Consider the following 25,861-nt stretch of genomic DNA (forward strand, 5'->3'; position numbering starts at 1 on the left):
GGGCCCGGAGCCGGTGCTTTTGCCGCATGCCGCGGCAGATCGGCCGGTGACCGGGCCGCAGCCGCCGGTCGCACGCGGTCCGGCAGAGAAAGCCCGACGTGAAGCCAGGGAGGCGGCAGCATTGCGCGAGAACCTGCGTCGTCGAAAACAGCAAGGACGGTTGCGAAGCGCCCCGCAAAACAAGACGACAGAGGGCGAGACGACAGGGAGCGAGACTGCGGCTGGGCCACAGGCCGGCGCCGGCGACTTGCCGCCAACCAGTGTCGAGAGCTGAATGGCCGCACCCTCAGGTTGCGGGACCGTGACGCCCGCTCCAATGACGCGTGGACGCGAGCCTCATCGATAGGATAGTGACCTGCCCATTGCCGGAACTCCGGTGCGAGTTTCGCAGGCGAAACACCAGGGGGCATGCAGCCCTGCGAGGGAGCGAAGCCGATGCCGGTGATGCCCGATAGCTGGATCCGGCGCATGGCCACCGAGCACGCCATGATCGAGCCGTTCGTGGAGACGCAGCGGCGCTCCGGCGTGATCAGCTACGGCCTGTCCTCGTATGGCTACGACGCACGCGTCGCGGACGAGTTCAAGATCTTCACCAATGTCGATAGCGCCATCATCGACCCCAAGGACTTCAGGCCGGACAGCTTCGTCGATCGCACCAATGCGGTTTGCATCATCCCGCCGAACAGCTTCGCCCTCGCGCACACCATCGAGTATTTCCGCGTCCCGCGCGACGTGCTGGTGGTCTGCCTCGGCAAGTCGACCTATGCGCGCTGCGGCATCATCGTCAATGTGACCCCGCTCGAACCGGAATGGGAAGGACAGGTCACCATCGAGATCAGCAACACCACGCCGCTGCCGGCCCGCATCTACGCGGGCGAGGGCATCTGTCAGTTTCTCTTCCTGCAGGGTGCCGGTCCATGCGAGGTCAGTTACGCCGATCGCAACGGCAAGTACATGCGCCAGCGCGGTGTCGCGATTCCGAGACTCTGACCCCAAGACCGTGAAGAGAGCCTGATGGACCGTTTCCTGATACGCGGCGGGCGCCCGCTGCATGGCACCATCCATATCGGGGGCGCCAAGAACGCGGCCCTGCCGCTGCTGACCGCGGGCCTCCTGACCAGCGAGCGGCTGGTGCTGAGCAACGTGCCGCGCATCGCCGACATCGCGACGATGGCCGAACTGCTGCTCCAGCACGGCCTCGCGGTCGAGGATGCCGGCGGCGACAGTTTCAGCCTGTCGATCGGCGGCGAGATCACCTCCACCGAGGCGCCCTACGAAATCGTCTCCAAGATGCGCGCCTCCATCCTGGTGCTCGGTCCGCTGCTCGCGCGCTGCGGCGAGGCGCGCGTCTCGTTGCCCGGCGGCTGCGCGATCGGCACCCGGCCGGTCGACCTGCACCTCAAGGGCTTGGAGGCGCTCGGCGCCGAGATCAGGCTCGAGGCCGGCTATGTCGATGCGCGGGCGCCGAGCGGCCTGCACGGGGCCCGCATCGTGCTGCCGTTCGCCTCGGTCGGCGCCACCGAGAACCTGCTGATGGCCGCCAGCATCGCCGACGGCCGCACCGAGATCATCAACGCGGCGCGAGAGCCCGAGATCGGCGACCTGGTCGCCTGCCTGGTCGCCATGGGTGCCCGGATCGACGGCGTCGGCACCGACAAGCTCACCATCGACGGCGTGCGACGGCTGCATGGCGCCACCCACGCGATCCTGCCGGACCGCATCGAGTGTGGCACCTATGCCTGTGCCGTCGGCATCACCGGCGGGGACGTGCATCTGCAGGGCGGCCAGGTCGAGCATCTGGGCGCGGTGGTGCGTGCGCTCGAGGAGGCCGGCGTGACGGTGACGCAGGAGACCGGCTCGCTGCATGTGCGCCGGAGCGGCGGCCTGCGCGGCGTCGATGTCATGACCGAGCCGTATCCGGGCTTTCCGACCGACATGCAGGCGCAGTTCATGGCCCTGCTTTCGGTGGCCGAAGGCGCCTCGATGGTCACCGAGACGATCTTCGAGAACCGCTTCATGCATGTCCCGGAGCTCAACCGCATGGGTGCCCGCATCAATGTGCACGGGGCGTCGGCGATCATACGCGGCGTGCCGGCGCTCTCGGGTGCGCCGGTGATGGCGACCGACCTGCGCGCCTCGTTCTCGTTGATCCTCGCCGCCCTGGCCGCGACGGGAGAGACCGTGCTCAGCCGGATCTACCACCTGGATCGTGGCTACGAGGCGGTGGAACGCAAGCTGACCGGCTGCGGCGCGCTGATCGAACGCGTCTGCGAGTAGCAAGCCGGCGCCGTTCGTCGGACCGGCCCGGCGCGCGGCACCCTTCCGGCCGCAGGCTTGCGGTGCTAGTGCCACCGGCATCGTCATCCATGCCGGACCCGGCAGCAGATCCGGAACCAACATGACCGCCCTGACCCCCGCCGCTGCCCTGGCGCCGCAGGCGAGCCCTGATGATGACGGGCCGCCGCGGGCGAGCCTTGATGACGACAGGCCACTGGTCCTGGCGCTGCCCAAAGGGCGCATCCTCAAGGACGCCGCCCAGTTGCTGGCCGCCGCCGGGATCATCCCCGCCGCGGACTGCCTCGACGAGCACAGCCGGCGCCTGCGTTTCGAGACCGACAATGCCAGGCTCGACGTGATCCGCGTGCGGCCCTTCGATGTCGCGACGTTCGTCGCCTTCGGCGCCGCGCAGATCGGGATCTGCGGCGCCGACGTGCTGATGGAATTCGACTATGCCGAGATCTACGCGCCCCTCGAGCTGGGCATCGGCGCCTGCCGTGTCAGCGTCGCCGAGCCGGAGGACATGGCCGCGACGGACGACCCGCAGCGCTGGTCGCAGGTCCGCGTCGCCACCAAGTATCCCAACATCGCCCGCCGGCATTTCGCGCGGCGCGGCATCCATGCCGACATCGTGCACCTCAACGGCGCCATGGAACTCGCACCCGGGCTCGGCATTTCCCGCCTGATCGTCGACCTGGTGCAGACCGGCTCGACCCTGAAGGCGAACGGGCTGCGCGAGACCGAGGTGATCGCCGACGTGACCAGCCGGCTGATCGTGAACCGGACCGCGCTCAAGACCCAGCCGGAGGCGATCGGCGCCCTGATCGCGCGGTTCCGTGCGGCCATCGCCGGGGGTGACGGCGCATCCGGGCGGATCGCCGCGACCGGCCGATGAGGCGCCTGGACGCGCGCAGCGCCGGCTTTGCCGACGCCTTTGCGGCCCTGCTCGCGGCCCGCTTGGTTGGCGCCGAGCCGGTCGACGCCCCGGTCGCCGGCATCATCGCCACCGTGCGCCGCGACGGCGACGCGGCGCTCTGCGACTACACCAGCCGCTTTGACCGCTTCACCCTGACCCCGGAGCGCCTGCGCGTCACGGCCGCGGAGGTCGAACAGGCCTGCAGCGCGGTCGATCCCGCGCTGCTCGCAGCACTCGACCTCGCGGCGACGCGCATCGAGGTCTTCCACCGCCTGCAGATGCCCCACGACCTGCGTCACGTCGATCCCGCCGGTCTGGTCCTCGGACTGCGCTGGACCCCGCTCGACCGGGTCGGGATCTATGTCCCGGGCGGCAAGGCGGCCTACCCGTCCTCGGTGCTGATGAACGCGCTGCCCGCACGCGTCGCCGGCGTGGGGCGGATCGCCATGTGCGTGCCGACGCCTCACGACGTGCTCAACCCGCTGGTGCTCGCCGCGGCCCGCCGTGCAGGCGTGACCGAGATCTACCGCATCGGCGGCGCGCAGGCGGTCGCCGCCCTCGCCTACGGCACCGCGACGATCGCCCCTGTCGATCGCATCGTCGGCCCCGGCAATGCGTATGTGGCGCAGGCCAAGCGACAGGTATTCGGCCATGTCGGCATCGACAGCGTCGCCGGGCCGTCCGAGGTCGTCATCGTCGCCGACGCAGCCAATGACTGCGATCACGTCGCCCTCGACCTGCTGGCCCAGGCCGAGCACGACGAGATGGCGCAATCGATCCTGATCACCGACAGCCCAACGCTGGCCGATGCGGTCGCAGGCGCGGTGCAGCGCATCCTGCCGAGCCTGCCGCGGACGGCGATCGCGGGTGCCAGCTGGCGCGACCACGGCGCCATCATCCTGGTCGGCGCGCTGCAGGAGGCGGCCGATCTGGTCAACCGCCTGGCACCCGAGCACCTGCAACTGATGCTGGCGGACCCCGCACCGCTGTTCGGCGCGGTCCGTCACGCCGGTGCGATCTTCATCGGCCGCGACTGCCCGGAGGCGATCGGTGACTATGTCGGTGGACCGAACCACGTGCTGCCGACCAGCGGCGCCGCACGCTACGCCTCGGGGTTGTCGGTGTACGACTTCCTCAAGCGCACGACCTGGATCGAGGCCGGAGCCGCGGCCCTGGACGTGATCGGCCCGGCGGCGGTGACGCTGGCCAACGCGGAGGGTCTGCACGCGCATGCGCGGAGCGTCGCCGCACGGCTGCAGACGCCCGGGGCATGACCGGAGACGGTCTGACCTCCCCCTGCGGCTTGACCGCCCCCCTGCAGCTTGACTGCCCCCCTGCAGCTTGACCGAACGTGCTGCAATCATCATGTTCCCGCCCTCGCAAACCCCACGCAAACCCTGGCGCGCCGTCTGCCTGTTCCAGTCCGGAGCAGGCCCGGCAGGCCTGGACAGGAGATCATATTGACCAATGGACCGATAGAAGGACGCGATGTCTAAAGAAGACATGATCGAATTCAGCGGCACCGTTCTGGAGCTGCTGCCGAACGCCATGTTCAAGGTCAAGCTCGACAACGAGCATTTGATCCTGGCCCATACCAGCGGCAAGATGCGCAAGAACCGGATCCGGGTCCTCGCCGGTGACCGCGTCAATGTCGAGATGACGCCGTACGACCTCTCCAAGGGTCGCATCACCTTCCGGTTCAAGTAGGGCCGGTTCAAGTAGGGCCGGTTCAAGTAGGGCCGGCACGTCCCGGTCGGGCTCCTTCGAATGCAACCGACTGCACCGGACCGCGTCTCGCGCGGCCCTCTCATCCTGGCCTCCTCGTCGCCGCGCCGGCTGGCGCTGCTGGCCCAGATCGGCATCGTCCCGGACCAGGTGCTGGCCCCCGCCGTCGATGAAGCGCCGCATCGTGACGAGCTGCCGCGGCAGTACGCCGAGCGCATCGCGCGCGCCAAGGCGGCCTACGCCTGGCTGCACGGCGCGGCCGCCGGTCCCGCCAAGGCCCTGGTCCTGACGGCGGATACCGTTGTCGCAGTCGGCCGCCGTATCCTGCCGAAGGCCGCAACCGAGACCGAGGCACGCGGCTGCCTCGCGCTGCTGTCCGGCCGTCGGCACCGGGTGATCACCGCCGTGGTGCTGCGCCATGCCGGCGGCCAGTCGGAGCGGCTGGTGGAAAGCGTCGTCGCGTTCTCCCGCCTGACCGAGCTTCAGATCGACGCCCTGATCGCCGCCGGCGACTGGCAGGGCAAGGCCGGCGGCTACGCCGTGCACGGGCACGCCGCCGCCAACATCCGCTTCCTGTCGGGCAGCTATTCCAACGTCGTCGGCCTGCCGCTGTTCGAGACCGCCCAGCTGCTGCGGGCCCATCGCGTGCTGGCGTGAGCCTGCGCATCCTCGCCTCCTGCAGCCCGGGCGAGATCCGGGTGGCGGTCGCCGAGGATGCCGGTCCGCTGCCTGACGGCCTGCTCGACTACGCGCTCGACCGGCCCGGCGCGCCGGACGGGGTGGGCGACCTGTTCATCGGCCGGATCGAGGCGGCGCTGCCGGCGATGGCCGGCGCCTTCGTCCGGATGGGCGACGTCTCGGCGTTCCTGCCGGACCGGGATGGTGCGGCCGGCCGCGCCGACGGCGAGCGTGTCGCCGTCAGGCTTGTCCGCAGCGCCCAGGGCGGCAAGGGCCCGCGACTTTCCGCCATCCTCGATGACCGGGAACAGGCTCTGGCGGCATCGCATGGCGCGGCACCCGGCTTGGTGGCGCGCGGCCCGGCAGCGCTGGAGCGGCTGGCGGCGCGCTATCCCGACGCCCCGATCCTGTCGGACGCTGCCGCCATGACGCACGCCCTGCCGGCGGCGCTGCGGGCGCGGCTGCGTCTGGTGCCGCGGGCCTTCGACGACCGGATCGAGGATGCCGTCGCGCAGCTTGCCGTGCCGGAGGTGGCACTCCCCGGCGGCATGCGGGCCAGCATCCGGCCGACGCCGGCCCTGGTGGCGATCGACATGGATCTGGGCGCCGGCACCGCGGAGCGGCGCCCGAAGCAGACCGTGCAGTTCGCCGCCAACCGCTCGGCGATCGGCCCGCTCCTGCACCAGGTCAGGCTGCGCAACCTGTCCGGTGCCATCCTGGTCGATCTGGCCGGCCTCGCCGCACGCAAGCGCGCCGCGCTGGCGCCGGACATTGCCGCAGCACTGCGGCGCGACCCGCTGCAGCCACGCCTGCTCGGCTTCACGGCCCTCGGGTTTGCCGAGATCCTGCGCCCGCGCATCCACCCGCCGTTGCACGAGCTGCTGCACAGCCCACACGGCGTCGGGCTGGCGGCACTTCGGCACGCCCTGCGGCAGGCGCGCGACCGGCAAGACCGCGGCGTCGCCACCCTGCGCGGCGGCATCGGCATCATCGCGGCGCTGCGCGGTGATCCGGCGGCGCTGGAGGCGTTTGCACACGCGGCTTGCGTCCCCATCTCGCTGCACATGGATCCCGCTCTCTCCGCCTTGTCCTGGACGCTTGCGCATGAATGATCCGAGCCCGCCGGCGGCTGCAGCACCCTGTCCGATCTGTGGCCGGCCGGCCATGCCGACGACCCGGCCGTTCTGCTCCAAGCGCTGTGCCGAGGTCGATCTGGGTCGTTGGTTCTCGGGCACCTACCGGGTGCCGTCGACGCGGCTGGAGCCGGAGGACGAGGATGCCGACCGGCTGCCCGCGGGCGACCAGGACCCGGCTTGATCAAGCGTCCCGGCTGGGTTAAAGCCTCCGCCACCAAGCGGCGAGCGCATCGCCCCAGCCTCTTGGCCCCCAGCGTTTTGACCTCGATGTCTTGGCGCCGGTTTGCCCAGGTAGCTCAGTTGGTAGAGCACGCGACTGAAAATCGCGGTGTCGGTGGTTCGAATCCGCCCCTGGGCACCTTCGCCGCCTGGCGCGCCATCGCCCGCGGGTCCGGCGCCGGTTGCGCCGCCCGGAGCACTGCTCTATCGCCATCCCCACCATGATGACAGGCATGCGCGTGACCGCCTCTCCCACCCGCGGCGCCGGCGAGCCGTTTCTCGATCTGCTGCCCGAGACACCGGCGCGCCGCGCCGCGCACGCCCTCGATGATGTCCGCCGCAGCCTGCTGCTCTGGCGCCTGTGCTGGAAGCTCGGCTGGCTCGACCTGAAACTCCGCTATCGCGGGTCCATCCTCGGCCCGTTCTGGCTGACCGCCTCCACCGCGGTCATGGTCGGCTCGATGGGGGTGATCTACGCCTATCTGTTCAAGATGAACGTGCACGACTACCTGCCGTTCCTGACGCTGTCGCTGGTGCTGTGGGGCTTCATCGGCGGCATGGTCGGCGACTCGACGGTCTGCTTCACCCAGGCCGAGGGCATGATCCGGGCGATGCGCATGCCGTTCACCGTGCATGCGATCCGCGTCGTGATACGCAACCTCCTCGTGCTGGCGCACAATGTTGTCGTCATCCTGGCGGTCTTCAGCGTCTTCCACGTCTGGCCCAGCCTGGCCGCGCTGCAGATCGTTCCGGGCCTGCTGCTCTGGCTGGTCGACGGCATCGCCGCGTGCTTCCTGCTCGGCGCGCTGGGCGCGCGGTTCCGCGATATCAGCCCGGTGATCGCCAGCGTCATGCAGATAATCTTCTTCATCACGCCGATCATCTGGAAGCCCGACCTGATCACGCATGGCCGGCAATATCTGATGCTCAACCCGTTCTACGACCTGATCGAGATCGTGCGGCGGCCGCTGCTCGGGGGCACCCTGACACCGGCGCTCTGGGGCGCCGCCTTCGGCTTCAGCCTGCTGTTCTGCGGCTTCGCGTCGCTGCTGTTCATGCGCGTGCGTGCGCGCCTCGCCTACTGGGTCTGAACCGATGGCCGGCGTCACCGTGCAGGACCTGCACATCTCTTTCCCGCTCTACCACGCCTCCGCGCGCTCGCTGAAAAAGACCGTCGCGGCGGCGGCCTCGAACCGGCTGCGCGAGGGCAGGTTGCGCGAGGCCAGATTGCGCGAGGATGGGCAGCACCGTGTCGTGGTGAACGCGCTGCGCGGGGTCAGCTTCAGCCTGCGGCCCGGCGATCGGCTCGGCCTCATCGGCGGCAACGGTGCCGGCAAGACCACGCTGCTGCGCGCCCTGGCCGGGATCTACGAGCCGATCGTGGGACACGTGACCGTCAGCGGCGAGCTGCACACCCTGCTCGATACCGGCCTGGGCATGAACATGGACCTGACCGGGCGCGAGAATATCGGCCTGCGCGGGCTCTACGCCGGCCTGCCGCCGGGGTCCATCGCGCTGCTCGAGGACGACGTGCAGGCATTCGCGGATCTCGGCGAGTTCCTCGACATGCCGGTGCGCACCTACAGTTCGGGCATGGTGGTCCGGCTCGGCTTTGCCCTGGCGACCGCAATCCACCCGCAGGTGCTGCTGATGGATGAATGGTTCCTCGCCGGCGATAGCGGCTTCATGATCAAGGCGCGCAAGCGTCTCGAGGAACTGGTGCGGAAGGCCGAGATCCTGGTGCTCTCGACGCACAACTCGGAGGTCATCGCCTCCTGGTGCAACCGCGTGATCTGGCTCGATCAGGGGGCGGTGCGGATGGACGGCCCCCCCGCTGCGGTGCTGGCCGCCTATCTCGGCCGCCCGGTCGTCCCGGCGGAGGAGCTGATACTGGAGGCTTGATACGGGTGTTTGGTGAGCCGGGTGGGATTTGAACCCACGGCCATTCGATTAAAAGTCGAATGCTCTACCACTGAGCTACCGGCTCGCATGCGTGACCTTGCGGCCACGCATCAGGGTGTGCCCAGCCGCGTTCAGACCGCGGCGGCCGGACGCAGGCGGGCGATTTTGTCGGGGCCCGATACCATGCCACTCGACCCGGCGCCACGCTTGATCTGGTCGACATGCTCCATGCCTTCGATCACGTCGCCGACAATGGTGTATTGCCCGTCCAGGCTCGGTGCCGGCGCGAACATGATGAAGAACTGGCTGTTGGCGCTGTGCGGGTGCGCCGTGCGGGCCATGCCGACGGCGCCGCGCACGAACTTCGCCTTCGTGGTGAATTCGGATTGCAGGTCGGGCAGCTTGCTGCCGCCGCTGCCGGTGCCGGTCGGATCGCCGCCCTGCGCCATGAAACCCTCGATGACCCGGTGGAACACCACGTTGTCGTAGAATCCCTCGGCGCTCAGCGTGCGCACCCGCTCGGCGGCCAGTGGTGCCAGGTCCGGGCGCAGGCGGATCACGATGCGACCGCCCTTCTCGAGTTCCAAGATCAGGTCGTCCGCGTGGCCGCCGGTGACCGCGGTCGTCGAATTCGTTTCGGACATGGTGTCCCTTTCCTGCTGTTGAGCGCCCCTTCTGTTGAGCGCTGGGACCGGATCAGCCGAGCTTGGCCAGGATCCGGCCCAGGGTGAAATGCGGCACGAACGACGAGATGTCGCCGCCGAGTTGCGCGATCTCCTTGACCAGGCGCGACGAGATGAACTGATGCCGCTCGGTGGCCATCAGGAACACCGTCTCAATGCCCGGGTCGAGCCGATGGTTCATGCCGAACATCTGCACTTCATAGTCATAATCGGTGACCACCCGCAGGCCACGCAGGATGATGCCGGCGCCGTGCTGGCGCGCGCACTGCACGAGCAGGTTGCCGAACCCCACGACCTCGATCCGCACCCCCGACCGGGCCGCGATGGGCGCCACTTCCGCGCGCACGCACGCGACACGCTCGTCGAGGTTCATCAGCGGCTGCTTGCCGGTGTTCTCCGCCACCGCCACGACCAGCCGCTCGACCAGCTGCACGGCCCGACCGATGATGTCGAGATGCCCGTTGGTGATCGGATCGAAGGTGCCGGGATAGAGCCCGACATGGTTTCCAGGCTGGGGGCCGGCCGGCTGGTCGGGCTCACTCATCGGTCGGCTCCGGCGGCGGTGCCTCATCCGGGCCCGCATCATCCGAGATCACCTCGATGACGCTGGCGCGCCCGGCGCCGTCGTCGGCGACCTCGTCCTCCAGGACCGGGAACACGCTGGTGACGCGCTCACCCTCGGTCATCCTGAATAGCGTGACGCCCATGGATTGCCTGGCGGTGACCCGCACCTGATCCACCGGCACCCGGATCAGCCGTCCGGCATTGGTCACCAGCATGACGTCGGTGCCGTGCAGCACCGGCAGCGTCGCCACCACCGCGGTGCCGTTGCGCGGTGCCAGCACGATGTTGCGTATGCCCTGGCCGGCGCGTCCGCTGACCCGGTAGTCATAGGCCGAGCTGCGCTTGCCGAAACCACCGTCGGTCACCGTCAGCAGCACCTCCTCGGTGGCCTCCAGCTCGGCGAACCGCTCCGGCGTGATCGAGGCATCCGGCGGTGCGGCTTCCTCGGCGCTGTCCTCGGACAGTTCCGGCTCGGCCGCGACCTCCTCCGCCGCATTCTCCAGCCGGCGCCTCGCATTGGCCATGCGCAGGAACGCCAGGCGCTCCGCCACGTCCGCGTCGACATGGTTCAGCACGCACAGGCTGTTGACCTCGTCGCCGCGGCCGAGCCGGATGCCGCGCACGCCGGAACTGTCGCGGCCGGCAAACACCCGCAGCGTCTCGTCGCTGATCTGGAAGCGCACGCAGCGGCCGCGTCGCGTCGCCAGGAACACGTCCTGGCTTTCGCGGCAGGTCGCCACCCCGATCAGCCGGTCCCCCTCATCGAGCTTCATCGCGATCAGCCCCGACGCGCGCACATTGCGGAAGTCGCTCAGCCGGTTGCGACGGACATTGCCGCTCAGTGTCGCGAACACCAGGTGTAGGCTCTCCCACATCTCCTCGTCCTGCGGCAGCGGCAGCACGGTGGTGATGTGGTCCGCGCCGAGCTCCGGCAGCAGGTTGACCAGGGCGCGCCCCTTGGCGGTCGGGCTCGCCTCCGGCAGCCGCCAGACCTTCTCCCGGTAGGCCTTGCCGCCGGACGAGAAGAACAGCACCCACTGATGCGTATGCGCATTGAACGAGCGGGTGATGATGTCGTCGCCACGCCGGCCAGCCGCGGTGCGCCCGCGGCCGCCCCGGTTCTGCGCCCGGAAGATGTCCAGCGGCGTGCGCTTGATGAAGCCGTCGCGGGTAATGGTCACCACCATCTGGCCCGGCTCGACCAGGCTCTCGTCGGTCTGGTCGCCGGCCACGTCGGAGATCTCGGTCGCCCGCGGCACCGCGATCTCGGCACGCACCGCGAGCAGCTCGTCGCGCATCACCTCGAGCCGTCGCGGGCGGCTGGCGATGATGTCGAGCAGCTCGTTGATCTTGGTCGCCACCTCGTCGAGATCGGCCTGGATCTTGTCGCGCTCCAGCCCGGTCAGGCGCTGCAGGCGCAGGTCGAGGATCGCGCGCGCCTGCGCCTCCGTCAGGTGCACGCGGCCGCCCTCGACCACGTTGCCGTCGTCATGGATCAGCGCCAGCAGCGGCACCACCTCGCCGGCTTCCCAGGAGCGCTGCATCAGCTGCGCCCGCGCGGTCGCGGCATCGGGTGCTGCCCGGATCAGCGCAATGACCGCATCGATATTGGCGACCGCGATGACCAGCCCGACCAGCACATGGCCGCGTTCGCGCGCCTTGTTGAGGTCGAACCGCGCGCGTCGCAGGATCACCTCCTCGCGGAAGGCGATGAAGGCGACCAGCATGTCGCGCAGCCCGAGCAGCTTCGGCTGGCCGCCGTCGAGTGCGACCATGTTCACGCCGAAGCTGGTCTGCAGCTGGGTGAACCGGTAGAGCTGGTTCAGCACCACCTCGGGGGTCGCATCCCGCTTGATCTCGATGACGATGCGCATGCCGGAGCGGTCGCTCTCGTCGCGTATGTCGGAGATGCCCTCGACCGTCTTGGCGCGCACCAGGTCGGCGATCCGCTCCTGCAAGGTCGACTTGTTGACCTGGAACGGGATCTCGGTGACCACGATCGCCTTTCGATCGCGGCGGATGTCCTCGATCTCGGCGCGGGCCCGGATCAGCACCGAGCCGCGGCCGGTCTCGAACGCCGAGCGGATGCCGGCGCGGCCCAGGATGATGCCGCCGGTCGGGAAGTCCGGTCCCGGCACGATCTTCACCAGCTCGTCGAGGGTGATCGCCGGGTCCGCGATCATCGCCAGCGTCGCGTCGATGACCTCGCCCGGGTTGTGCGTCGGGATGTTGGTCGCCATGCCGACCGCGATGCCGGAGCCGCCATTGATCAGCAGGTTCGGATAGGCCGCCGGCAGGACCTTCGGCTCGACCTCGCTCTCGTCGTAGTTCGGCTGGAAATCCACCGTGTCGCGGTCGATGTCGTCGAGCAGGAACATCGCCGGACGCGACAGGCGTGCCTCGGTGTAGCGCATCGCGGCCGGCGAATCGCCGTCCACCGAGCCGAAATTGCCCTGCCCGTCGATCAGCTTGACCCGCATCGACCAGGACTGCGCCATGCGCACCATGGCGTCGTAGATCGAGCTGTCGCCGTGCGGGTGGAACTTGCCCATCACGTCGCCGACGGCGCGGGCCGACTTGCGATACGCCTTTTCCGGGGTGAAGCCGCTTTCGCGCATGCCGTACAGGATGCGCCGATGCACCGGCTTGAGCCCGTCGCGCACGTCCGGCAGCGCGCGGCTGACGATCACCGACATCGCATAGGCGAGGTAGGAGGTCTGCATCTCCTCCTCGATCGTCACCGGCTGCATGTCGGACGGCGGCTCGGGAGGGATGGCAGGGGCCGGGGGGTCGGGGATGTCGCTCAACTCGGGTCCGTCATGTCAAGGCCGCGTCAGCCGCGCCAACCCGGGAGGGTGATCCCGGACCGGACTCGGCGTTCGAAGAGTGGGTTCTGAGGCTCGATCAATAGCCCAGGCGGCGTCCTCTCGCCACCCGAGCCGCCAGATACGCAACCACGGGTCGGAAGGGTGGAGCGCCGCCGTGGCCGAAGGATGTTTGCCGGGCGAAAGATGTCGCTGATCGTGCGATCCGTGTCGCCCCTCGAGCACCCTGAGGCGAGGAAGCCGTCGAACGGGCTGCAACATATCCAGTGGCAGACTTGAAATCAGGCGCCAAGCTGGCAGGCTGGCCAATCCAGAGGGAGGCGGACATGAAGTTCTGGCAGGCGGCCGCCGTCACGGCCGCGCTCACAGACGGTCCTGCATCGGCGAGCGATGGGGCGCCGCCGCAGGTCGGGAATGCGGTTGTCGACACCATGCAGCAGATGTTCATGGCGTTCGCGGCGGACGATGAGGCCGAGCTCGGGCGACTGACGACCGACGACTTCCGCGTCTTCGAGCGCGGCCAGTACATGTCGCTGGCCCAGCTTCTGGCAGGCCTGCGGGAGCTCCGGCAGAAACAGGTGGCCTACGAGTGGGTCGTCACCGCTCCGAGGCTTCAGGTCCACCGCGATTTCGCCACGATCGCCTACATCAACCAGGGCGCGATCACGACGAATGGGCTTCGTGCGCCAACGACCTGGTACGAGAGCGGCACGCTCCGTTTGGTGGATGACCGGTGGCGCGTGATGCTCGTGCAGTCCGAGAAGGTCAGGCCGGACGAAGCCGCGGCGCACTGAAGCCTGCTGACCCGGCCACGGCATCCGGATGCGCGTCAACCGGTTGCTCGCGAACCGGCCAGCCGCCGCACGAAGCCCGTACGCCGTTGCGCGTGAACAGCCTACGGGGCGTCTTCAGGGTGAGCTTCGCGACACCCTAGAAGGGGATCTCGTCGTCCAGGTCACTGCCGCCGGGCGCATCCCACCCACCGGACGGGCTCGCAGGTGCCGGCGAGCCGCCGCGTCCCGGGTTGGCGGCGCGTGGCCCCGCGACCTGGCGCGGCGCCGAGTAGCCGCCACCGCCGCCTTCGTGGCCGCCGGCCTCGTCACCGCCGCGGTTGGAGTCGATCAGCACCAGTTCGCCGCGGAAGCGATCGATCACCACCTCGGTGGTGAACTTCTCGACGCCGGACTGGTCGGTCCACTTCCGGGTCTGCAGCGACCCCTCGACGAACACCTTGCGGCCCTTTTTCAGGAACCGCTCGGCCACGTCGGCGATGCGCTCGTTGAACACCACCACGCGGTGCCACTCGGTCTTTTCCTTGCGCTCGCCAGACGCCTTGTCGTTCCAGGTCTCGCTGGTGGCGAGCGTGAAGGTCACGATCTTGGTGCCGTTCTGCGCATTGCGGACTTCCGGGTCTTTCCCCAGATTTCCGATCAGGATCACCTTGTTGACGCTACCGGCCATCGTCACTTCCTGTCTTTCGTATCGACCGACCCAGTCGGGCGCGGTCATGCTGGTCTGTATCTAGCCCCCCATCTCTACGCCTGGAGGCGGCCCGTTGCACGTGTCAGCTTACCTGGCGCTGGGTCTGGCGCTGGGTCTCAGAGTAGCCCCGCGGACAAGAACATAGTATGAACGAACCGGCAGAAACAGGAAACCGCGTATGACGGCTTCGATCCGGGTGCGCGGCGCGCGCGAGCACAACCTCAAGAACATCGACGTCGACATCCCGCGCGACCAGCTCACCGTGGTCACCGGCCTGTCTGGCTCCGGAAAATCCTCGCTCGCCTTCGACACCATCTATGCCGAGGGCCAGCGCCGCTATGTCGAGAGCCTGTCCGCCTATGCCCGCCAGTTCCTGGAGCTGATGGGCAAGCCCGACGTCGATTCGATCGAGGGCCTGTCGCCCGCGATCTCGATCGAGCAGAAGACCACCAGCCGCAATCCGCGCTCGACCGTCGGCACCATCACCGAGGTGCACGACTACATGCGCCTGCTCTGGGCGCGCGCCGGCATCCCGTACTCGCCCGCCACCGGCCTGCCGATCGAGGCGCAGACCGTGAGCCAGATGGTCGACCGGGTGATGGCGATGCCGCAGGGCACCCGGCTGCTGCTGCTCGCACCGGTGATCCGCGACCGCAAGGGCGAGTATCGCAAGGAGCTGGCCGAGCTGCAGCGCCGCGGCTTCACCCGCGCCAAGGTCGACGGCACCCTGTACGACATCGGCGACGTGCCGAACCTCAACCGCAAGCTCAAGCACACGCTGGAGGCGGTGGTCGACCGCGTGGTGGTCAAGGACGGCATCCAGTCGCGCCTCGCCGACAGCTTCGAGACCGCGCTCGGCCTGTCCGACGGCCTGGTCTATGCCGAGGAAGCCCCGCGAGAAGGCGCCAAAACCGCGCCGAAGCGAACGACGTTCTCGTCGCGCTTCGCCTGCCCGGTCAGCGGCTTCACCATCGAGGAGATCGAGCCGCGGCTGTTCTCCTTCAACGCGCCGCAGGGCGCCTGCCCGGCCTGCGACGGCATCGGCCTGGAGAGCTTCTTCGACCCGCTGCTGGCGATCCCCGACGAGACACTCAGCCTGACCCGAGGCGCGGTGGCGCCCTGGAACGGTGCCCAGAGCCCGTATTACGACCAGACCCTGCAGAGCCTGGCCCGGCACTTCAAGGTCAGCACCGCGCACCCGTGGCACGACCTTCCCGCCGCGGTGCGCGACGCGATCCTGTTCGGCACCCGGGAGGATGTGGAGTTCACCTACAAGGACGACCGCCGCGCCTACAAGGTGACCAAGCCGTTCGAGGGCGTGCTGAAGAACCTGCAGCGCCGCTACGCCGAGACCGACAGCGCCTGGGTGCGCGAGGAACTCTCGCGCTACCAGGCCGAGAAGCCCTGCGCGGTGTGCCACGGCGCCCGCCTGCGGCCCGAGGCGCTCTGCGTGAAGGTCGCCGGCAGCACCATCGCCGAGGCGTCGGAGCTGCCGATCCGGCGCGCTTTGACCTGGTTCAGCCAGGTCGAGGCGCAGCTCAGCCCGCAGCGCCGCGAGATCGCCCGACGCATCCTGCGCGAGATCATCGAGCGGCTGCGCTTCCTCGACGATGTGGGTCTCGACTACCTCACCCTGTCGCGCGGCTCCGCGACCTTGTCGGGCGGTGAGAGCCAGCGCATCCGCCTCGCCAGCCAGATCGGCTCCGGCCTCACCGGCGTGCTCTACGTGCTGGACGAGCCGTCGATCGGCCTGCACCAGCGCGACAACGAGCGCCTGCTCGGCACCCTCGACCGGCTCAAGCGCCTCGGCAACACCCTGCTGGTCGTCGAGCATGACGAGGAGGCGATCCGCGCCGCCGACTACCTGATCGACATGGGGCCGGCCGCCGGCAACGAGGGCGGCTACGTCATCGCGCACGGCACCCCGGACGAGGTTGCGAGACACCCCGACAGCCTCACCGGCGCCTATCTCTCCGGCCGCAAGCGCATCGAGATCCCGCCGCAGCGCCGCGCCCGGGACCCGGGCCGCCAGGTCAGCGTGATCGGCGCCAGCGGCAACAACCTCAAGCATGTCACCGCGCATTTCCCGCTCGGTACCTTCACCTGCGTCACCGGCGTCTCCGGCGGCGGCAAGTCGACCCTGGTCGTCGACACGCTCTACAAGGCGCTGTCGCGCCGGCTGATGGGGTCCGGCGAGGTGCCCGCGCCGCACGAGGCGATCGAGGGGCTGGAGCTGCTCGACAAGATCATCGACATCGACCAGTCGCCGATCGGGCGCACCCCGCGCTCCAATCCCGCCACCTACACCGACCTGTTCGCGCCGATCCGCGACTGGTTCGCCGAGCTGCCGGACAGCAAGGCGCGCGGCTACAAGCCGGGCCGCTTCAGCTTCAACGTCAAGGGAGGGCGCTGCGAGGCCTGCCAGGGCGACGGCGTGCTGAAGATCGAGATGCACTTCCTGCCCGACGTGTTCGTCACCTGCGACACCTGCAAGGGGGCCCGCTACAACCGCGAGACGCTGGAGGTGAAGTTCCGCGGCAAGTCGATCGCCGACGTGCTGAACATGACAGTGGACGAGGCGGTGCCGTATTTCTCGGCGGCCACCCGCATCCATGACCGGCTGTCGATCCTGCAGCGCGTCGGCCTCGGCTACGTCAAGCTCGGCCAGCAGGCGACCACGCTGTCCGGCGGCGAAGCACAGCGCATCAAGCTGTCCAAGGAGCTGGCCCGCCGCGCCACCGGCCGCACGCTCTACATCCTCGACGAGCCGACCACCGGGCTGCATTTCGAGGATGTCCGCAAGCTGCTCGAGGTGCTGCACGCGCTGGTCGACCAGGGCAACACCATCCTGGTCATCGAGCACAATCTCGAAGTGATCAAGACCGCCGACTGGGTGCTCGATCTCGGCCCCGAAGGCGGCGAGGGCGGCGGCCGGATCGTCGCCGTCGGCACCCCGGAGGACATCGCAGCGAACCCGGAGAGCCACACCGGCCGCTTCCTGGCCCCGATGCTGCCGACGCCGCGCAAGCGCAAGCGCGCCTGAAGCATCAGGCGGCGGCGCGCAGGAACGCTCCAGCAACGGCCAGTCTGTCGCCTAATCCGCGCCGCGCAGAGGCGGTGCTGTCCCGGGACAGGTCTCGCGACGCCAGCACCCTGATAAGCCCGGCCGCCCGGCGCTCGCGCGGCAGCCGAGGCTTGCCGGCCTGCCGCAGCCATCCCTGCCCGGCCTCCCGCAGCCATGCCGTCGTATCCGCCGGCGCCTCCATTGGCAGCGGCTCGCGTCCAGCCTTCAGCAAGGCCGGCAGGTGCCGCAGCGTCGCGCCGGCGCCGTAGGCGGCCCCGATCGCCCGCAGACGATCCAGGACAGCCGGATCCGCCTCCCCGAGCGCCTGGGCGAACGCGACCTGCAGGCCGCCCGCCCCGGCCAGCGTCGCATCCCGCCAGGCCCGCATGGTCTCGAGCCCCTGCGCCTCGGCCTCGCGCGCCTCGATGAGCGCCAGCAGGGTGTCGCGCGGCAGCGCTCCGGCGGCGAGCAGGGCCGATAACGGGGCCGCCAGTTCGTGGCCGCCGGACTGCCCCGCGATGACGTCGCGCCACCATTGCAGCCGGATCAGCGCTGCCATCGGGCCTGCTGCGGCCCGCGACGCCGTCATCTCGAGCGCCCGGACCAGCTCGTGGTTGAACGCGATCAGCACGAACAACCGTTCGCGCCGCGCAGCCGGGGCAAACAAGGCGGTCAGGAAGCGGTCGGGATCGTGCATGCGCGCGATTTCGCTCGCAGCAGAGGGGCCGGCAGCGGAAGGATCGGCAGCCATGACCGTCAGATGACGCCGGCCGGTTCCGGGGGCAACTCGCTTGACGATCGCGGGCGGGGTTCATAGCTCAAAGGGGCGTGTCCGACGCGGCGAGCAAACCTGCGCCGCCGCAAAACGCTAAGTGGCTGTCGTAACGCGCCACGATTTCAGGAGAATTCCAGCATGGCCTTCGAACTGCCGCCCCTTCCGTACCAGTACAACGCTCTCGCGGCCCGTGGCATGAGCCAGGAGACGCTCGAGCTGCACCACGACAAGCACCACCAGGCCTACGTCACCGCGCTGAACGGCTTGGTCGAGAAGAACGCGGCGCTGCAGGGCAAGTCGCTCGAGGAGATCATCAAGCACAGCCACGGCAATGCCGAGCTGGCGCCGGTGTTCAACAATGCCGGCCAGCATTGGAACCACATCGTGTTCTGGCAGGCGCTGTCGCCGACCGGTGGCGCCATCCCCGGCGCGCTCGAGAGCAAGCTGACCGAGGATTTCGGCAGCGTCGAGAAGTTCAAGGAAGCCTTCAAGACCGCCGCCACCACCCAGTTCGGCTCCGGCTGGGCCTGGCTGGTCGCCGGCCAGGACGGCAAGCTCAAGGTGACCAAGTCGCCGAACGGCGCCAATCCGGTCGCCACCGGCGAGGGCCGCGTCCTGCTCGGCCTCGATGTGTGGGAGCACAGCTACTACATCGACTTCCGCAACCGCCGCCCGGACTACGTGACCAACTTCCTCGACAAGGTCGCCAACTACGAGTTCGCCGAGGCGCAGCTAAAGGCTGCCTGAAAGCCGGGCCGCCTGCTCGGACACGCCCGGCCGGACCGACCGGCCGGGCGACCAGGTCTTAGTCCTTCACCGCCTTGACCGGTGGTGCCGCGTCGTTCGCCGCGTTCGGCTGCAGCACCGTGCTGATGGTGTCGCGCACCACCTGCACCCGGACGTTCGGCGCGATCTCGACCTCGACCTCGTTGGCCCCGTCCCGCACCTTCTGGACGGTGCCCAGAATTCCCCCTGCCGTGACCACCCGATCGCCGCGCTTGAGTGCCGACACCATCGACTTGAGCTGCTTCTGGCGCTGCTGCTGCGGCCGGATCAGCAGGAAGTAGAACACCACGAAGATCAGGACGATGGGCAGGAACTGGCTCAGGCCGGCGAGGCTGCCAAACATGCCGCCAATGGCGTCCTGCGCGTAGGCGGGAGTGGAAAAGAGGCTCATGAATTCGGTGTTCCTGGTGCTGCTCGCTGGGTGTGGCGGCGCGAGCCTTGCCGCCTCAGGTCGCGGACCATAGATTTCGCCGCCGCCCCGTCAAGCAGCACCGACCGGTAGGATCACCGATTGCCCGACTTCGACATGTCCCTCCTGAGGCGGATCGCCGACGCCCTCGACCGTCTGGCGCCGCCGCCGCCGGTGCCCGACCCGCTCGACCAGGCCACCGCCTATGTCTGGCATCCGGAGCAAGGCAGGCTCGCACCGGTCGAGGCCGTCAGCCACGTCGATCTCGGCCTGCTGCAGGGCATCGAGCGCCAGCGCACCCTCATCGTTCAGAACACGACGCGGTTCGCCCGCGGCCTGCCGGCCAACAACGCCATGCTGTGGGGCGCCCGCGGGATGGGCAAGTCGTCCCTGGTCAAGGCCGTGCACCACGCCGTGAACCAGGACCGGCAGATCGCCGACACGCTGCTGCTGATCGAGATCCAGCGCGACGACCTCGCCAGCCTGCCGGTGCTGCTCGGCCTGCTGCACCAGTCGCAGCGCCGCATCCTGGTGTTCTGCGACGACCTCTCCTTCGAACGCGAGGATGCCGACTACAAGGCGCTGAAGTCGGTGCTCGACGGCGGCATCGAGGGCAGGCCCGCCAACGTGCTGTTCTACGCGACCAGCAACCGCCGACACCTGATGCCGCGTGACATGATCGAGAACGAGCGCAGCACCGCGATCAACCCGAACGAGGCCACCGAGGAGAAGGTCTCGCTGTCGGACCGCTTCGGCCTGTGGATCGGCTTCCATAATTGCAGCCAGTCCGACTATCTGGCGATGGTCGACGCCTACGCCGCCGCCCGCTCCCTGCCGATCGCGCCCGACGCCTTGCACGCGCAGGCCAACGAATGGTCCATCACCCGGGGCAGCCGTTCCGGTCGCGTCGCAATCCAGTTCATCGACGACCTGACCGGCCGCCTTGCCGACGACGTCTAGTGTCCCGAACTGGAAGTTCGCAGGACTTCTGGTTCTCAGTGGACACTAGGCTTTTCAACAAGATAGTGGCCTGCTTATCGCCAAAATTCGCGTGCGAATTTCGGAGGCAGGACGCTAGATCAATGTCTGGTCAGGCCGCGATCCGCTCCAGCCCGGGCAGGTAGCCCCGCAAGGCCGGTGGAACGGTGATCGAGCCGTCCGCCGCCTGCCAGGTTTCCATCACCGCGATCAGCGTGCGGCCGACCGCCAGCCCGGACCCGTTCAGCGTGTGCACGAACTCGGGCGCCCCGCCGACAGAGTTTCGAAAGCGTGCATGCATCCGCCGGGCCTGGAAGTCGCGCGCATTGGAGCAGGAACTGATCTCCCGCCAGGCCTGCTGACCGGGCAGCCAGACCTCGAGGTCGTAGGTGCGCGCCGCGCCGAAGCCGGTATCGCCGGCGCAGAGCAGCATGCGCCGCCAGGCGAGGCCGAGCCGGTCCAGGATCCCCTCCGCGCAGGACGTCATCCGCTCATGTTCCGTGTCGCTGGCGTCGGGCGCCGTCACCGACACCAGCTCGACCTTCTGGAACTGGTGCTGGCGCAGCATGCCGCGTGTGTCGCGCCCGGCGGCCCCTGCTTCGGAGCGAAAGCAGTTCGACAGCGCGGTCAGGCGATGCGGCAGCGTGGCGCCGTCGATGATCTCGCCGGCCGCCAGCATCGTCAGTGGCACCTCGGCGGTCGGGATCAGCCAGCGTCCGTCCGTGGTCACGAAGGACTGGTCGGCGAATTTCGGCAGCTTGTCGGTGCCGTACATCGCCGCTTCGTTGACCAGCACCGGCACCGCGACTTCCTGGTAGCCGTTCTCGCCGGTATGGAGGTCGAGCATGAACTGTCCGAGCGCCCGCTCCAGCCGGGCGAGCGCACCGCGCAGGATGGTGAATCGGCTGCCGGACAGCTTCGCCGCCTGCTCGAACTGCATCATGCCGAGCGCCTCGCCGAGTTCGAAATGCTGCCGCGGCGCGAACGCGAAATGACGCCGCTCGCCACGCTCATGCACCAGCACGTTGGCGCTCTCGTCGGCGCCGTCCGGCACCGCCGGGTCGAGCCGGTTGGGCAACTCGGCCAGCGCCGCGCGTATCTGGCCGTCGAGCACCGCCGCGTCGCGCTCCAGCATCTCGATCTCGCCACGCAAGGCGATCGCCTCGGCTTCGAGCGCGCTGCTGTCGGATGCGGTCCGCCTGGCCTGACCGATCTGCTTGGCCAGGGCATTGCGCCGCGACTGCCGATCCTGCAAGGCGGTCAGCGCACCCCGTCTGGCTTCGTCGCGTACAACCAGCAGCGCCGCGGCTGCAGGCAAGCCGCGACGCGCGAGGTCGGCGTCGAAGCCCGCAGGGTCGGCCCGCAGCGCCCGCATGTCATGCATCAGGCGTCTTCCTCGACCACCGCTTTCGGCTCGACCAGCCGGGCGGTGAAGATGGAGATCTCGTAGAGCGCGATCAGCGGCACCGCGAGGCCGGTCTGGGTAATGACGTCCGGCGGCGTCAGCACCGCGGCCACCACGAAGGCGCCGACATAGGCATAGCGCCGCACGCGGCGCAGCCCCTTCGAGGTCACCAGCCCGACCTTGGCGCACAAAGTGAGCACCACCGGCAACTCGAAGGCGATGCCGAACGCCATGATCAGCTTCATGACGAGGGCGAGATACTCGCTCACCTTCGCCTGCAGCTCGATCTGCAAGCCGTCGGTGCTGCCGTTCGACTGGAAACTGAGAAAAAACCTCCAGGCAAATGGAAATACGAAATAATAGGCGAGCGCGGCCCCGAGCAGGAACAGCACCGGGGTGGCGATCAGGAACGGCAGGAAGGCCCGCTTCTCGCTGCGATACAGCCCGGGTGCGACAAAAATCCAGAGCTGGCTCGCAATCACCGGAAATGAAAAGAAACCTGCCCCGAAGAATGCCACTTTGACATAGGTGAAGAACGCCTCGTAGAGCGCTGTATAGATGAGATGTGGCTGCTCGCCCTTCTGGCGCATGATGGTTGCCAGCGGCTGCGCCAGGAACAGGTAGATGCGTGCCGAGAAGTGGTAGCAGACCAGGAAGCAGATCACGAACGACACCGCCGACCAGAGCAGCCGCCGGCGCAGCTCGACCAGATGCTCCAGCAGGGGCATCGGCTTGTCGTCGATGGCGTCGTCAGTCACGGGACCGTCTGCGGGCATGGCCCAGGACCTAGAGCATCACGCAGATTCAAGGAAGCCTGACCCCGCTCTAGTAGCGGCCCGCATGGGGCCGCGACGCCGATGGCGGCAGGAACCCGGGCGGCGGCGCGGCGGCCCGCTCGCGACGAAGCCGCGCGGCGGTGCGCGGCGGAATGACGACCGGCGCTGGATCGCTTGCCTCGGGGAACTCGATCGCCTCGTCCAGCGGGTGATAGGGCGCATTGAACGGAGCCGGCATCGCCGTGGTGCCGAGCAGCGATTGGCCGGAGATGGCGCCGTCGCCGGTGGCGGCAACGGGAGCGGCACCGGGAATTGCGGGAGCCGCCGCCGCCGGTACCGCCGCGAGCGGGTTGTCGTTCAGGGTGCGGCGCAGCGTGCCGTCATTGTCCAGCGTCCGCATGATCTGGCCGCGCAGGTTCATGCCGCGCAGCTGGCGGAACGAATCCCGTGCCTCGCCGAGATCGGCGTCGCGCACCATCTCGTCCACGTGGGTCTGGAACTCGCCGGCCAGCTTGCGGCCCTTTTTCAGGATGTTGGTGATCGCCCGGATCGCCGTCGGCATGTCCTTCGGCCCGATAAAAATCAGGGCGACGACGCCGATCAGCGCAAGCTCGGACCCGGCGAAGTCAAACATGGTGCCCAGTCACGCACGGTGCTCAGTCATGGGGTCTCTCCGGCGCCGCGTCGCCATAAGCTGCCGCGTGGAGCGGAGAGTTAGCACGCCTCTCCCCCCGCCGGAACCGGCACCTCCCCTGCCATGACGGACGGCAGCTCGACCAGCAGCTCCTCGCGCCTTGGCAGGTCACGCAGGTCGCGCAACCCGAAATGCGCCAGGAACGCCGGCGAGGTGCCCCACAGCACCGGCCGTCCCGGCACCTCCTTGCGGCCACGCGGCACGATCAGCGACGCCTCCAGCAGCCCGTCCAGCGTCGTCTGGCTCAGCGACACGCCGCGGATCTCCTCGATCTCGGTCCGGGTGCAGGGCTGGTGGTAGGCGATGATCGCCAGCGTCTCCATCGCCGCACGCGGCAGCCGGCGCGGGCGGTGCATGACCTTCGTGAGAGCGGGAGCGACATCGGGCACGGTGCGGAACTGCCAGCCGCCGGCGACCTGCATTGGCTGCACCGCGCGATCGGCATAGTGCGCGCGGAGTGCCTCCAGCACTGCGCCAAGGGCCGCCGACAGGTCCTCGCTGTCGGGCAGCGCGTCCTGGCTCTGCAGCAGGTCGAGCAGGGCACGCTCGCGCACCGGCTCGCTGCTGGCGAACAGCATCGCCTCCGCCAGCCGCACCGCCTTGCTTAGTCCAGGCGTCGTCTCACTCATTCCGCCGCCTCCTGCTGTGCCGACGGCTCTGCCCTCTCCCCAACAATCGCTGGCTCCGCCGTCTCCTCAGGTATCGCGGGCTCCGCCGTCTCCTGAGCTAACGCGGGCTCCGCCGTCTCCTCAGGTATCGCGGGCTCCGCCCGACGCAACAGGATGGTGCTGAAGGCCTGCTCCTGCCGCAGTTCCAGCGCGCCGCTTCGCGCCAGTTCGAGGCCGGCGATCAGCATCCCGGCCATCGCCGCCCGTCGTTCGCGCAACGCCTCCGCGCGGCCCGGATCGGCATGGCGCATGAAGTCGGGCAGCATGCTCTCCAGCGCGCACCAGCTCGGCAGGTCGCCACCGAGCAGCATGCGCAACCGGGCCAGCGCGTCCTGCACCGTCCAGAACGCCAGCGGCCTCGGCCGATAGACCCGCCGCTTCGCCGTGCGCCGCATCGCCGCCATGTAGGCGCCGAGCAGCGTCGGCAGCTCGAGCACCAGCCCGGAACGGTCGATCTCCGTCAGCTCCTCCGCCGCGCCCCGCCGGAACACCTCGTGTCCAAGCTGGTCTCGCCGGCTCAGCCAGGCGGCGGCACGGCCGACATGGGCCAGCTCCGCCAGCCGCGCCTGCAGCAACTCTGCCGCCGCCTCGCCCTCGGCGGCCGCCGCGTCCTCCCGCGGCAACAGCAGGCGCGACTTCAACCAGGCCAGCCACGCGGCCATCACCAGCCAGTCGGCCGCCAGTTCGAGCCGGACGCCGCGGCCTGTCGCGCCGCCTGGCTCGACCACGGCGAGATACTGCTCCACCAGAGTCAGGATCGAGATCCGGGCGAGATCGACCTTCTGCGCCCTTGCCAGCTCCAGCAGCAGATCGAGCGGCCCCTCGAAGCCGTCCAGCACCAGCATCGGACACGAGGCGGCATGATCCGCGGTCGCGGCGCCGGGTGCGTCGGGAGAGGTCAGCACAGCAGGCCCTCGCGTTCGGCGACGAGCACCCGCATATCGAGCGGACGCCGATGCTGAGCCACGGTCGCCCGCGCCGCCGCCAGCCGGTGCAGTGCCGGCGCATCGAGCGGCCGCACCCGGTCCAGCACGTCGGCCGTCTCCTCGAACACCCCCGAGCAATGCAGCGCGATATCGCAGCCGGCCTCCAGGGCCGCCGCCGCGCGCGCGCCGGCCGGCCCGGACAGCGCCTGCATGGCGAGATCGTCGGACATCAGCAGGTTGTCGAAGCCGAGACGCTGCCGCACCACGCCCTGCAGGATGGCGCGTGACAGGGTGGCCGCATTGTGCGGATCCTCCTCGCGGAAGCGGATATGCGCCGTCATCATCCAGGGCAGCCAGGCCAGCAGGCGGAACGGCTCGAGATCGTCGGGCTCGATGCGATCGAGTTCCGGCATCGCGACATGGCTGTCCGACACCGCGCGCCCGTGGCCGGGCACGTGCTTGGCCACCGGCTGCACCCCGGCCGCGAGCAGCCCGCAGGCGATCGCCCGGCCGAGGATCGCGATGGCGCGCGGGTCGCTGCCGAACGCGCGGTCGCCGATCACGTCATGCGCCCAGGGAACGTGGCGGTCGAGCACCGGCGCCGCGACCACGTCGAACCCGGCCTTCAGGCAATCCGCGCCGATCAGGGCGCCCGTGAGCCACGCCGCCCGCACGCCGGTGGCTGGATCGCGTTCATGCAGGCGCCCGATCCAGGCGGCGGGCGGGTGGGCAAGCCATTGTGGCGGGCGCAGCCGGGCGACGCGTCCGCCCTCCTGGTCGACCATCAGCAGGCCATTCTCGGGCAGAACCGCACGCACGGCCGCGACCAGGCGACCGAGCTGCGCACTGGAGACGATGTTGCGGCGGAACAAGATGACGCCGAGCGGCGCATGCGCGCGCAACAGATCGGCCTCGGCCGGAGTGAGTTCGGGCCCCGACAGTCCGACGATGGCCGCGAGCGGGATGGTCATGG

The 25,861-nt window shown here is 69.1% G+C and carries 26 protein-coding genes and 2 tRNA genes; 15 read left to right on the plus strand and 13 right to left on the minus strand.

The genetic code is table 11. The annotated features are described in order from the left end of the window. The first annotated feature begins 435 nt into the window (after window positions 1-435). From dcd to ACQY4O_RS05885, 11 genes are all read left to right on the plus strand, one after another. Window positions 436-990 carry a dCTP deaminase gene (gene dcd / locus ACQY4O_RS05835; protein WP_428375272.1) on the plus strand — a complete coding sequence of 185 codons (555 nt, stop codon included), beginning with the start codon at window positions 436-438 and terminating at the stop codon, window positions 988-990. A 24-nt stretch (window positions 991-1,014) separates the two neighbouring features. Next, on the plus strand, window positions 1,015-2,277 hold the full coding sequence (gene murA / locus ACQY4O_RS05840; protein WP_428375273.1) for a UDP-N-acetylglucosamine 1-carboxyvinyltransferase: 1,263 nt from the start codon (window positions 1,015-1,017) through the stop codon (window positions 2,275-2,277). 121 nt (window positions 2,278-2,398) lie between these two features. Beyond that, a complete protein-coding gene (hisG, locus tag ACQY4O_RS05845) occupies window positions 2,399-3,172 on the plus strand; it encodes an ATP phosphoribosyltransferase (protein WP_428375274.1) in 774 nt (257 codons plus the stop codon). Further along, the gene (gene hisD / locus ACQY4O_RS05850; protein WP_428375275.1) at window positions 3,169-4,467 is read left to right on the plus strand and encodes a histidinol dehydrogenase; all 1,299 of its coding nucleotides are present in this window, start codon (window positions 3,169-3,171) and stop codon (window positions 4,465-4,467) included. The genes hisG and hisD overlap by 4 nt, the downstream gene beginning before the upstream one ends. A 214-nt stretch (window positions 4,468-4,681) precedes the next feature. Beyond that, the gene (infA, locus tag ACQY4O_RS05855) at window positions 4,682-4,900 is read left to right on the plus strand and encodes a translation initiation factor IF-1 (RefSeq protein ID WP_321986608.1); all 219 of its coding nucleotides are present in this window, start codon (window positions 4,682-4,684) and stop codon (window positions 4,898-4,900) included. Between the two features lie 60 nt (window positions 4,901-4,960). Next, window positions 4,961-5,575, plus strand: a complete 615-nt coding sequence (locus ACQY4O_RS05860; RefSeq protein ID WP_428375276.1) for a Maf family protein — start codon at window positions 4,961-4,963, stop codon at window positions 5,573-5,575. Continuing rightward, window positions 5,572-6,708 (plus strand): ribonuclease E/G, encoded by a 1,137-nt coding sequence (locus ACQY4O_RS05865; protein WP_428375277.1) that lies wholly within the window; start codon window positions 5,572-5,574, stop codon window positions 6,706-6,708. Before ACQY4O_RS05860 ends, ACQY4O_RS05865 begins: the two co-directional genes overlap by 4 nt. Then, on the plus strand, window positions 6,701-6,913 hold the full coding sequence (locus ACQY4O_RS05870; protein ID WP_428375278.1) for a DNA gyrase inhibitor YacG: 213 nt from the start codon (window positions 6,701-6,703) through the stop codon (window positions 6,911-6,913). Before ACQY4O_RS05865 ends, ACQY4O_RS05870 begins: the two co-directional genes overlap by 8 nt. Window positions 6,914-7,017: 104 nt before the next feature. After that, window positions 7,018-7,090: transfer RNA gene (locus tag ACQY4O_RS05875), tRNA-Phe, on the plus strand. Between the two features lie 94 nt (window positions 7,091-7,184). Next, window positions 7,185-8,042: an ABC transporter permease gene (locus tag ACQY4O_RS05880; RefSeq protein WP_428375279.1), complete on the plus strand. Its 858-nt coding sequence runs from the start codon at window positions 7,185-7,187 to the stop codon at window positions 8,040-8,042. A gap of 4 nt (window positions 8,043-8,046) precedes the next feature. Next, window positions 8,047-8,853: an ABC transporter ATP-binding protein gene (locus tag ACQY4O_RS05885; protein ID WP_428375280.1), complete on the plus strand. Its 807-nt coding sequence runs from the start codon at window positions 8,047-8,049 to the stop codon at window positions 8,851-8,853. A 10-nt stretch (window positions 8,854-8,863) separates the two neighbouring features. Here ACQY4O_RS05885 and ACQY4O_RS05890 read toward each other — a convergent pair. From ACQY4O_RS05890 to gyrA, 4 genes are all read right to left on the minus strand, one after another. Then, window positions 8,864-8,938: transfer RNA gene (locus ACQY4O_RS05890), tRNA-Lys, on the minus strand. 46 nt (window positions 8,939-8,984) lie between these two features. Beyond that, window positions 8,985-9,497 (minus strand): peptidylprolyl isomerase, encoded by a 513-nt coding sequence (locus ACQY4O_RS05895; RefSeq protein ID WP_428375281.1) that lies wholly within the window; start codon window positions 9,495-9,497, stop codon window positions 8,985-8,987. Window positions 9,498-9,549: 52 nt separating this feature from the next. After that, window positions 9,550-10,080, minus strand: a complete 531-nt coding sequence (gene coaD, locus ACQY4O_RS05900) for a pantetheine-phosphate adenylyltransferase (protein WP_428375282.1) — start codon at window positions 10,078-10,080, stop codon at window positions 9,550-9,552. Next, on the minus strand, window positions 10,073-12,907 hold the full coding sequence (gyrA, locus tag ACQY4O_RS05905; protein WP_428375283.1) for a DNA gyrase subunit A: 2,835 nt from the start codon (window positions 12,905-12,907) through the stop codon (window positions 10,073-10,075). The genes coaD and gyrA overlap by 8 nt, the downstream gene beginning before the upstream one ends. Before the next feature lie 344 nt (window positions 12,908-13,251). Here gyrA and ACQY4O_RS05910 point away from each other — a divergent pair, with 344 nt between their 5' ends. Then, the gene (locus ACQY4O_RS05910) at window positions 13,252-13,719 is read left to right on the plus strand and encodes a nuclear transport factor 2 family protein (RefSeq protein WP_428375284.1); all 468 of its coding nucleotides are present in this window, start codon (window positions 13,252-13,254) and stop codon (window positions 13,717-13,719) included. 136 nt (window positions 13,720-13,855) lie between these two features. Here the strand turns inward: ACQY4O_RS05910 and ssb are convergent, their stop codons facing one another. Continuing rightward, window positions 13,856-14,386 carry a single-stranded DNA-binding protein gene (ssb, locus tag ACQY4O_RS05915; protein WP_428378116.1) on the minus strand — a complete coding sequence of 177 codons (531 nt, stop codon included), beginning with the start codon at window positions 14,384-14,386 and terminating at the stop codon, window positions 13,856-13,858. A gap of 199 nt (window positions 14,387-14,585) precedes the next feature. Here ssb and uvrA point away from each other — a divergent pair, with 199 nt between their 5' ends. Next, on the plus strand, window positions 14,586-17,450 hold the full coding sequence (gene uvrA, locus ACQY4O_RS05920; protein WP_428375285.1) for an excinuclease ABC subunit UvrA: 2,865 nt from the start codon (window positions 14,586-14,588) through the stop codon (window positions 17,448-17,450). Window positions 17,451-17,454: 4 nt separating this feature from the next. On the opposite strand, the gene ACQY4O_RS05925 is transcribed toward uvrA, so the two are convergent. Continuing rightward, window positions 17,455-18,222 (minus strand): squalene/phytoene synthase family protein, encoded by a 768-nt coding sequence (locus ACQY4O_RS05925; protein ID WP_428375286.1) that lies wholly within the window; start codon window positions 18,220-18,222, stop codon window positions 17,455-17,457. Between the two features lie 162 nt (window positions 18,223-18,384). Here ACQY4O_RS05925 and ACQY4O_RS05930 point away from each other — a divergent pair, with 162 nt between their 5' ends. Continuing rightward, a complete protein-coding gene (locus ACQY4O_RS05930) occupies window positions 18,385-18,993 on the plus strand; it encodes a superoxide dismutase (protein WP_428375287.1) in 609 nt (202 codons plus the stop codon). 58 nt (window positions 18,994-19,051) lie between these two features. On the opposite strand, the gene yajC is transcribed toward ACQY4O_RS05930, so the two are convergent. Then, window positions 19,052-19,423, minus strand: coding sequence for a preprotein translocase subunit YajC (gene yajC / locus ACQY4O_RS05935; RefSeq protein ID WP_428375288.1), 372 nt, complete (start codon window positions 19,421-19,423; stop codon window positions 19,052-19,054). A gap of 135 nt (window positions 19,424-19,558) precedes the next feature. On the opposite strand from yajC, the gene ACQY4O_RS05940 reads away from it, so the two are divergent. Then, complete coding sequence (locus ACQY4O_RS05940) at window positions 19,559-20,401, plus strand: ATP-binding protein (protein ID WP_428375289.1); 843 nt, start codon at window positions 19,559-19,561, stop codon at window positions 20,399-20,401. 130 nt (window positions 20,402-20,531) lie between these two features. On the opposite strand, the gene serS is transcribed toward ACQY4O_RS05940, so the two are convergent. From serS to nagZ, 6 genes are all read right to left on the minus strand, one after another. Then, window positions 20,532-21,803: a serine--tRNA ligase gene (gene serS / locus ACQY4O_RS05945; RefSeq protein WP_428375290.1), complete on the minus strand. Its 1,272-nt coding sequence runs from the start codon at window positions 21,801-21,803 to the stop codon at window positions 20,532-20,534. Next, window positions 21,803-22,600: a twin-arginine translocase subunit TatC gene (tatC, locus tag ACQY4O_RS05950; RefSeq protein ID WP_428375291.1), complete on the minus strand. Its 798-nt coding sequence runs from the start codon at window positions 22,598-22,600 to the stop codon at window positions 21,803-21,805. The genes serS and tatC overlap by 1 nt, the downstream gene beginning before the upstream one ends. A 49-nt stretch (window positions 22,601-22,649) precedes the next feature. Beyond that, window positions 22,650-23,234: a Sec-independent protein translocase protein TatB gene (tatB, locus tag ACQY4O_RS05955; protein WP_428375292.1), complete on the minus strand. Its 585-nt coding sequence runs from the start codon at window positions 23,232-23,234 to the stop codon at window positions 22,650-22,652. An 80-nt stretch (window positions 23,235-23,314) separates the two neighbouring features. Continuing rightward, window positions 23,315-23,923, minus strand: coding sequence for an SMC-Scp complex subunit ScpB (gene scpB, locus ACQY4O_RS05960; protein ID WP_428375293.1), 609 nt, complete (start codon window positions 23,921-23,923; stop codon window positions 23,315-23,317). Beyond that, a complete protein-coding gene (locus ACQY4O_RS05965; RefSeq protein WP_428378117.1) occupies window positions 23,920-24,807 on the minus strand; it encodes a segregation and condensation protein A in 888 nt (295 codons plus the stop codon). The genes scpB and ACQY4O_RS05965 overlap by 4 nt, the downstream gene beginning before the upstream one ends. Before the next feature lie 53 nt (window positions 24,808-24,860). Further along, the gene (gene nagZ, locus ACQY4O_RS05970; protein WP_428375294.1) at window positions 24,861-25,859 is read right to left on the minus strand and encodes a beta-N-acetylhexosaminidase; all 999 of its coding nucleotides are present in this window, start codon (window positions 25,857-25,859) and stop codon (window positions 24,861-24,863) included. Between the last annotated feature and the right edge of the window lie 2 nt (window positions 25,860-25,861).

Origin of the sequence: Lichenicoccus sp., assembly GCF_965277665.1 — a bacterium.
GTDB lineage: Bacteria > Pseudomonadota > Alphaproteobacteria > Acetobacterales > Acetobacteraceae > Lichenicoccus.

Coding starts and splice junctions, on each gene's coding strand:
- tatC (WP_428375291.1), bottom strand. CDS start 22,600: ATGCCCGCAGACGGTCCCGTGACTGACGACGCCATCGACGACAAGCCG.
- hisD (WP_428375275.1), top strand. CDS start 3,169: ATGAGGCGCCTGGACGCGCGCAGCGCCGGCTTTGCCGACGCCTTTGCG.
- tatB (WP_428375292.1), bottom strand. CDS start 23,234: ATGTTTGACTTCGCCGGGTCCGAGCTTGCGCTGATCGGCGTCGTCGCC.
- ACQY4O_RS05885 (WP_428375280.1), top strand. CDS start 8,047: ATGGCCGGCGTCACCGTGCAGGACCTGCACATCTCTTTCCCGCTCTAC.
- ACQY4O_RS05930 (WP_428375287.1), top strand. CDS start 18,385: ATGGCCTTCGAACTGCCGCCCCTTCCGTACCAGTACAACGCTCTCGCG.
- nagZ (WP_428375294.1), bottom strand. CDS start 25,859: ATGACCATCCCGCTCGCGGCCATCGTCGGACTGTCGGGGCCCGAACTC.
- ACQY4O_RS05940 (WP_428375289.1), top strand. CDS start 19,559: ATGTCCCTCCTGAGGCGGATCGCCGACGCCCTCGACCGTCTGGCGCCG.
- ssb (WP_428378116.1), bottom strand. CDS start 14,386: ATGGCCGGTAGCGTCAACAAGGTGATCCTGATCGGAAATCTGGGGAAA.
- ACQY4O_RS05870 (WP_428375278.1), top strand. CDS start 6,701: ATGAATGATCCGAGCCCGCCGGCGGCTGCAGCACCCTGTCCGATCTGT.
- infA (WP_321986608.1), top strand. CDS start 4,682: ATGTCTAAAGAAGACATGATCGAATTCAGCGGCACCGTTCTGGAGCTG.
- hisG (WP_428375274.1), top strand. CDS start 2,399: ATGACCGCCCTGACCCCCGCCGCTGCCCTGGCGCCGCAGGCGAGCCCT.
- ACQY4O_RS05895 (WP_428375281.1), bottom strand. CDS start 9,497: ATGTCCGAAACGAATTCGACGACCGCGGTCACCGGCGGCCACGCGGAC.
- uvrA (WP_428375285.1), top strand. CDS start 14,586: ATGACGGCTTCGATCCGGGTGCGCGGCGCGCGCGAGCACAACCTCAAG.
- ACQY4O_RS05860 (WP_428375276.1), top strand. CDS start 4,961: ATGCAACCGACTGCACCGGACCGCGTCTCGCGCGGCCCTCTCATCCTG.
- yajC (WP_428375288.1), bottom strand. CDS start 19,423: ATGAGCCTCTTTTCCACTCCCGCCTACGCGCAGGACGCCATTGGCGGC.
- dcd (WP_428375272.1), top strand. CDS start 436: ATGCCGGTGATGCCCGATAGCTGGATCCGGCGCATGGCCACCGAGCAC.
- ACQY4O_RS05910 (WP_428375284.1), top strand. CDS start 13,252: ATGAAGTTCTGGCAGGCGGCCGCCGTCACGGCCGCGCTCACAGACGGT.
- ACQY4O_RS05965 (WP_428378117.1), bottom strand. CDS start 24,807: ATGCTGGTGCTGGACGGCTTCGAGGGGCCGCTCGATCTGCTGCTGGAG.
- serS (WP_428375290.1), bottom strand. CDS start 21,803: ATGCATGACATGCGGGCGCTGCGGGCCGACCCTGCGGGCTTCGACGCC.
- ACQY4O_RS05925 (WP_428375286.1), bottom strand. CDS start 18,222: ATGGCTGCCGATCCTTCCGCTGCCGGCCCCTCTGCTGCGAGCGAAATC.
- ACQY4O_RS05880 (WP_428375279.1), top strand. CDS start 7,185: ATGCGCGTGACCGCCTCTCCCACCCGCGGCGCCGGCGAGCCGTTTCTC.
- scpB (WP_428375293.1), bottom strand. CDS start 23,923: ATGAGTGAGACGACGCCTGGACTAAGCAAGGCGGTGCGGCTGGCGGAG.
- coaD (WP_428375282.1), bottom strand. CDS start 10,080: ATGAGTGAGCCCGACCAGCCGGCCGGCCCCCAGCCTGGAAACCATGTC.
- murA (WP_428375273.1), top strand. CDS start 1,015: ATGGACCGTTTCCTGATACGCGGCGGGCGCCCGCTGCATGGCACCATC.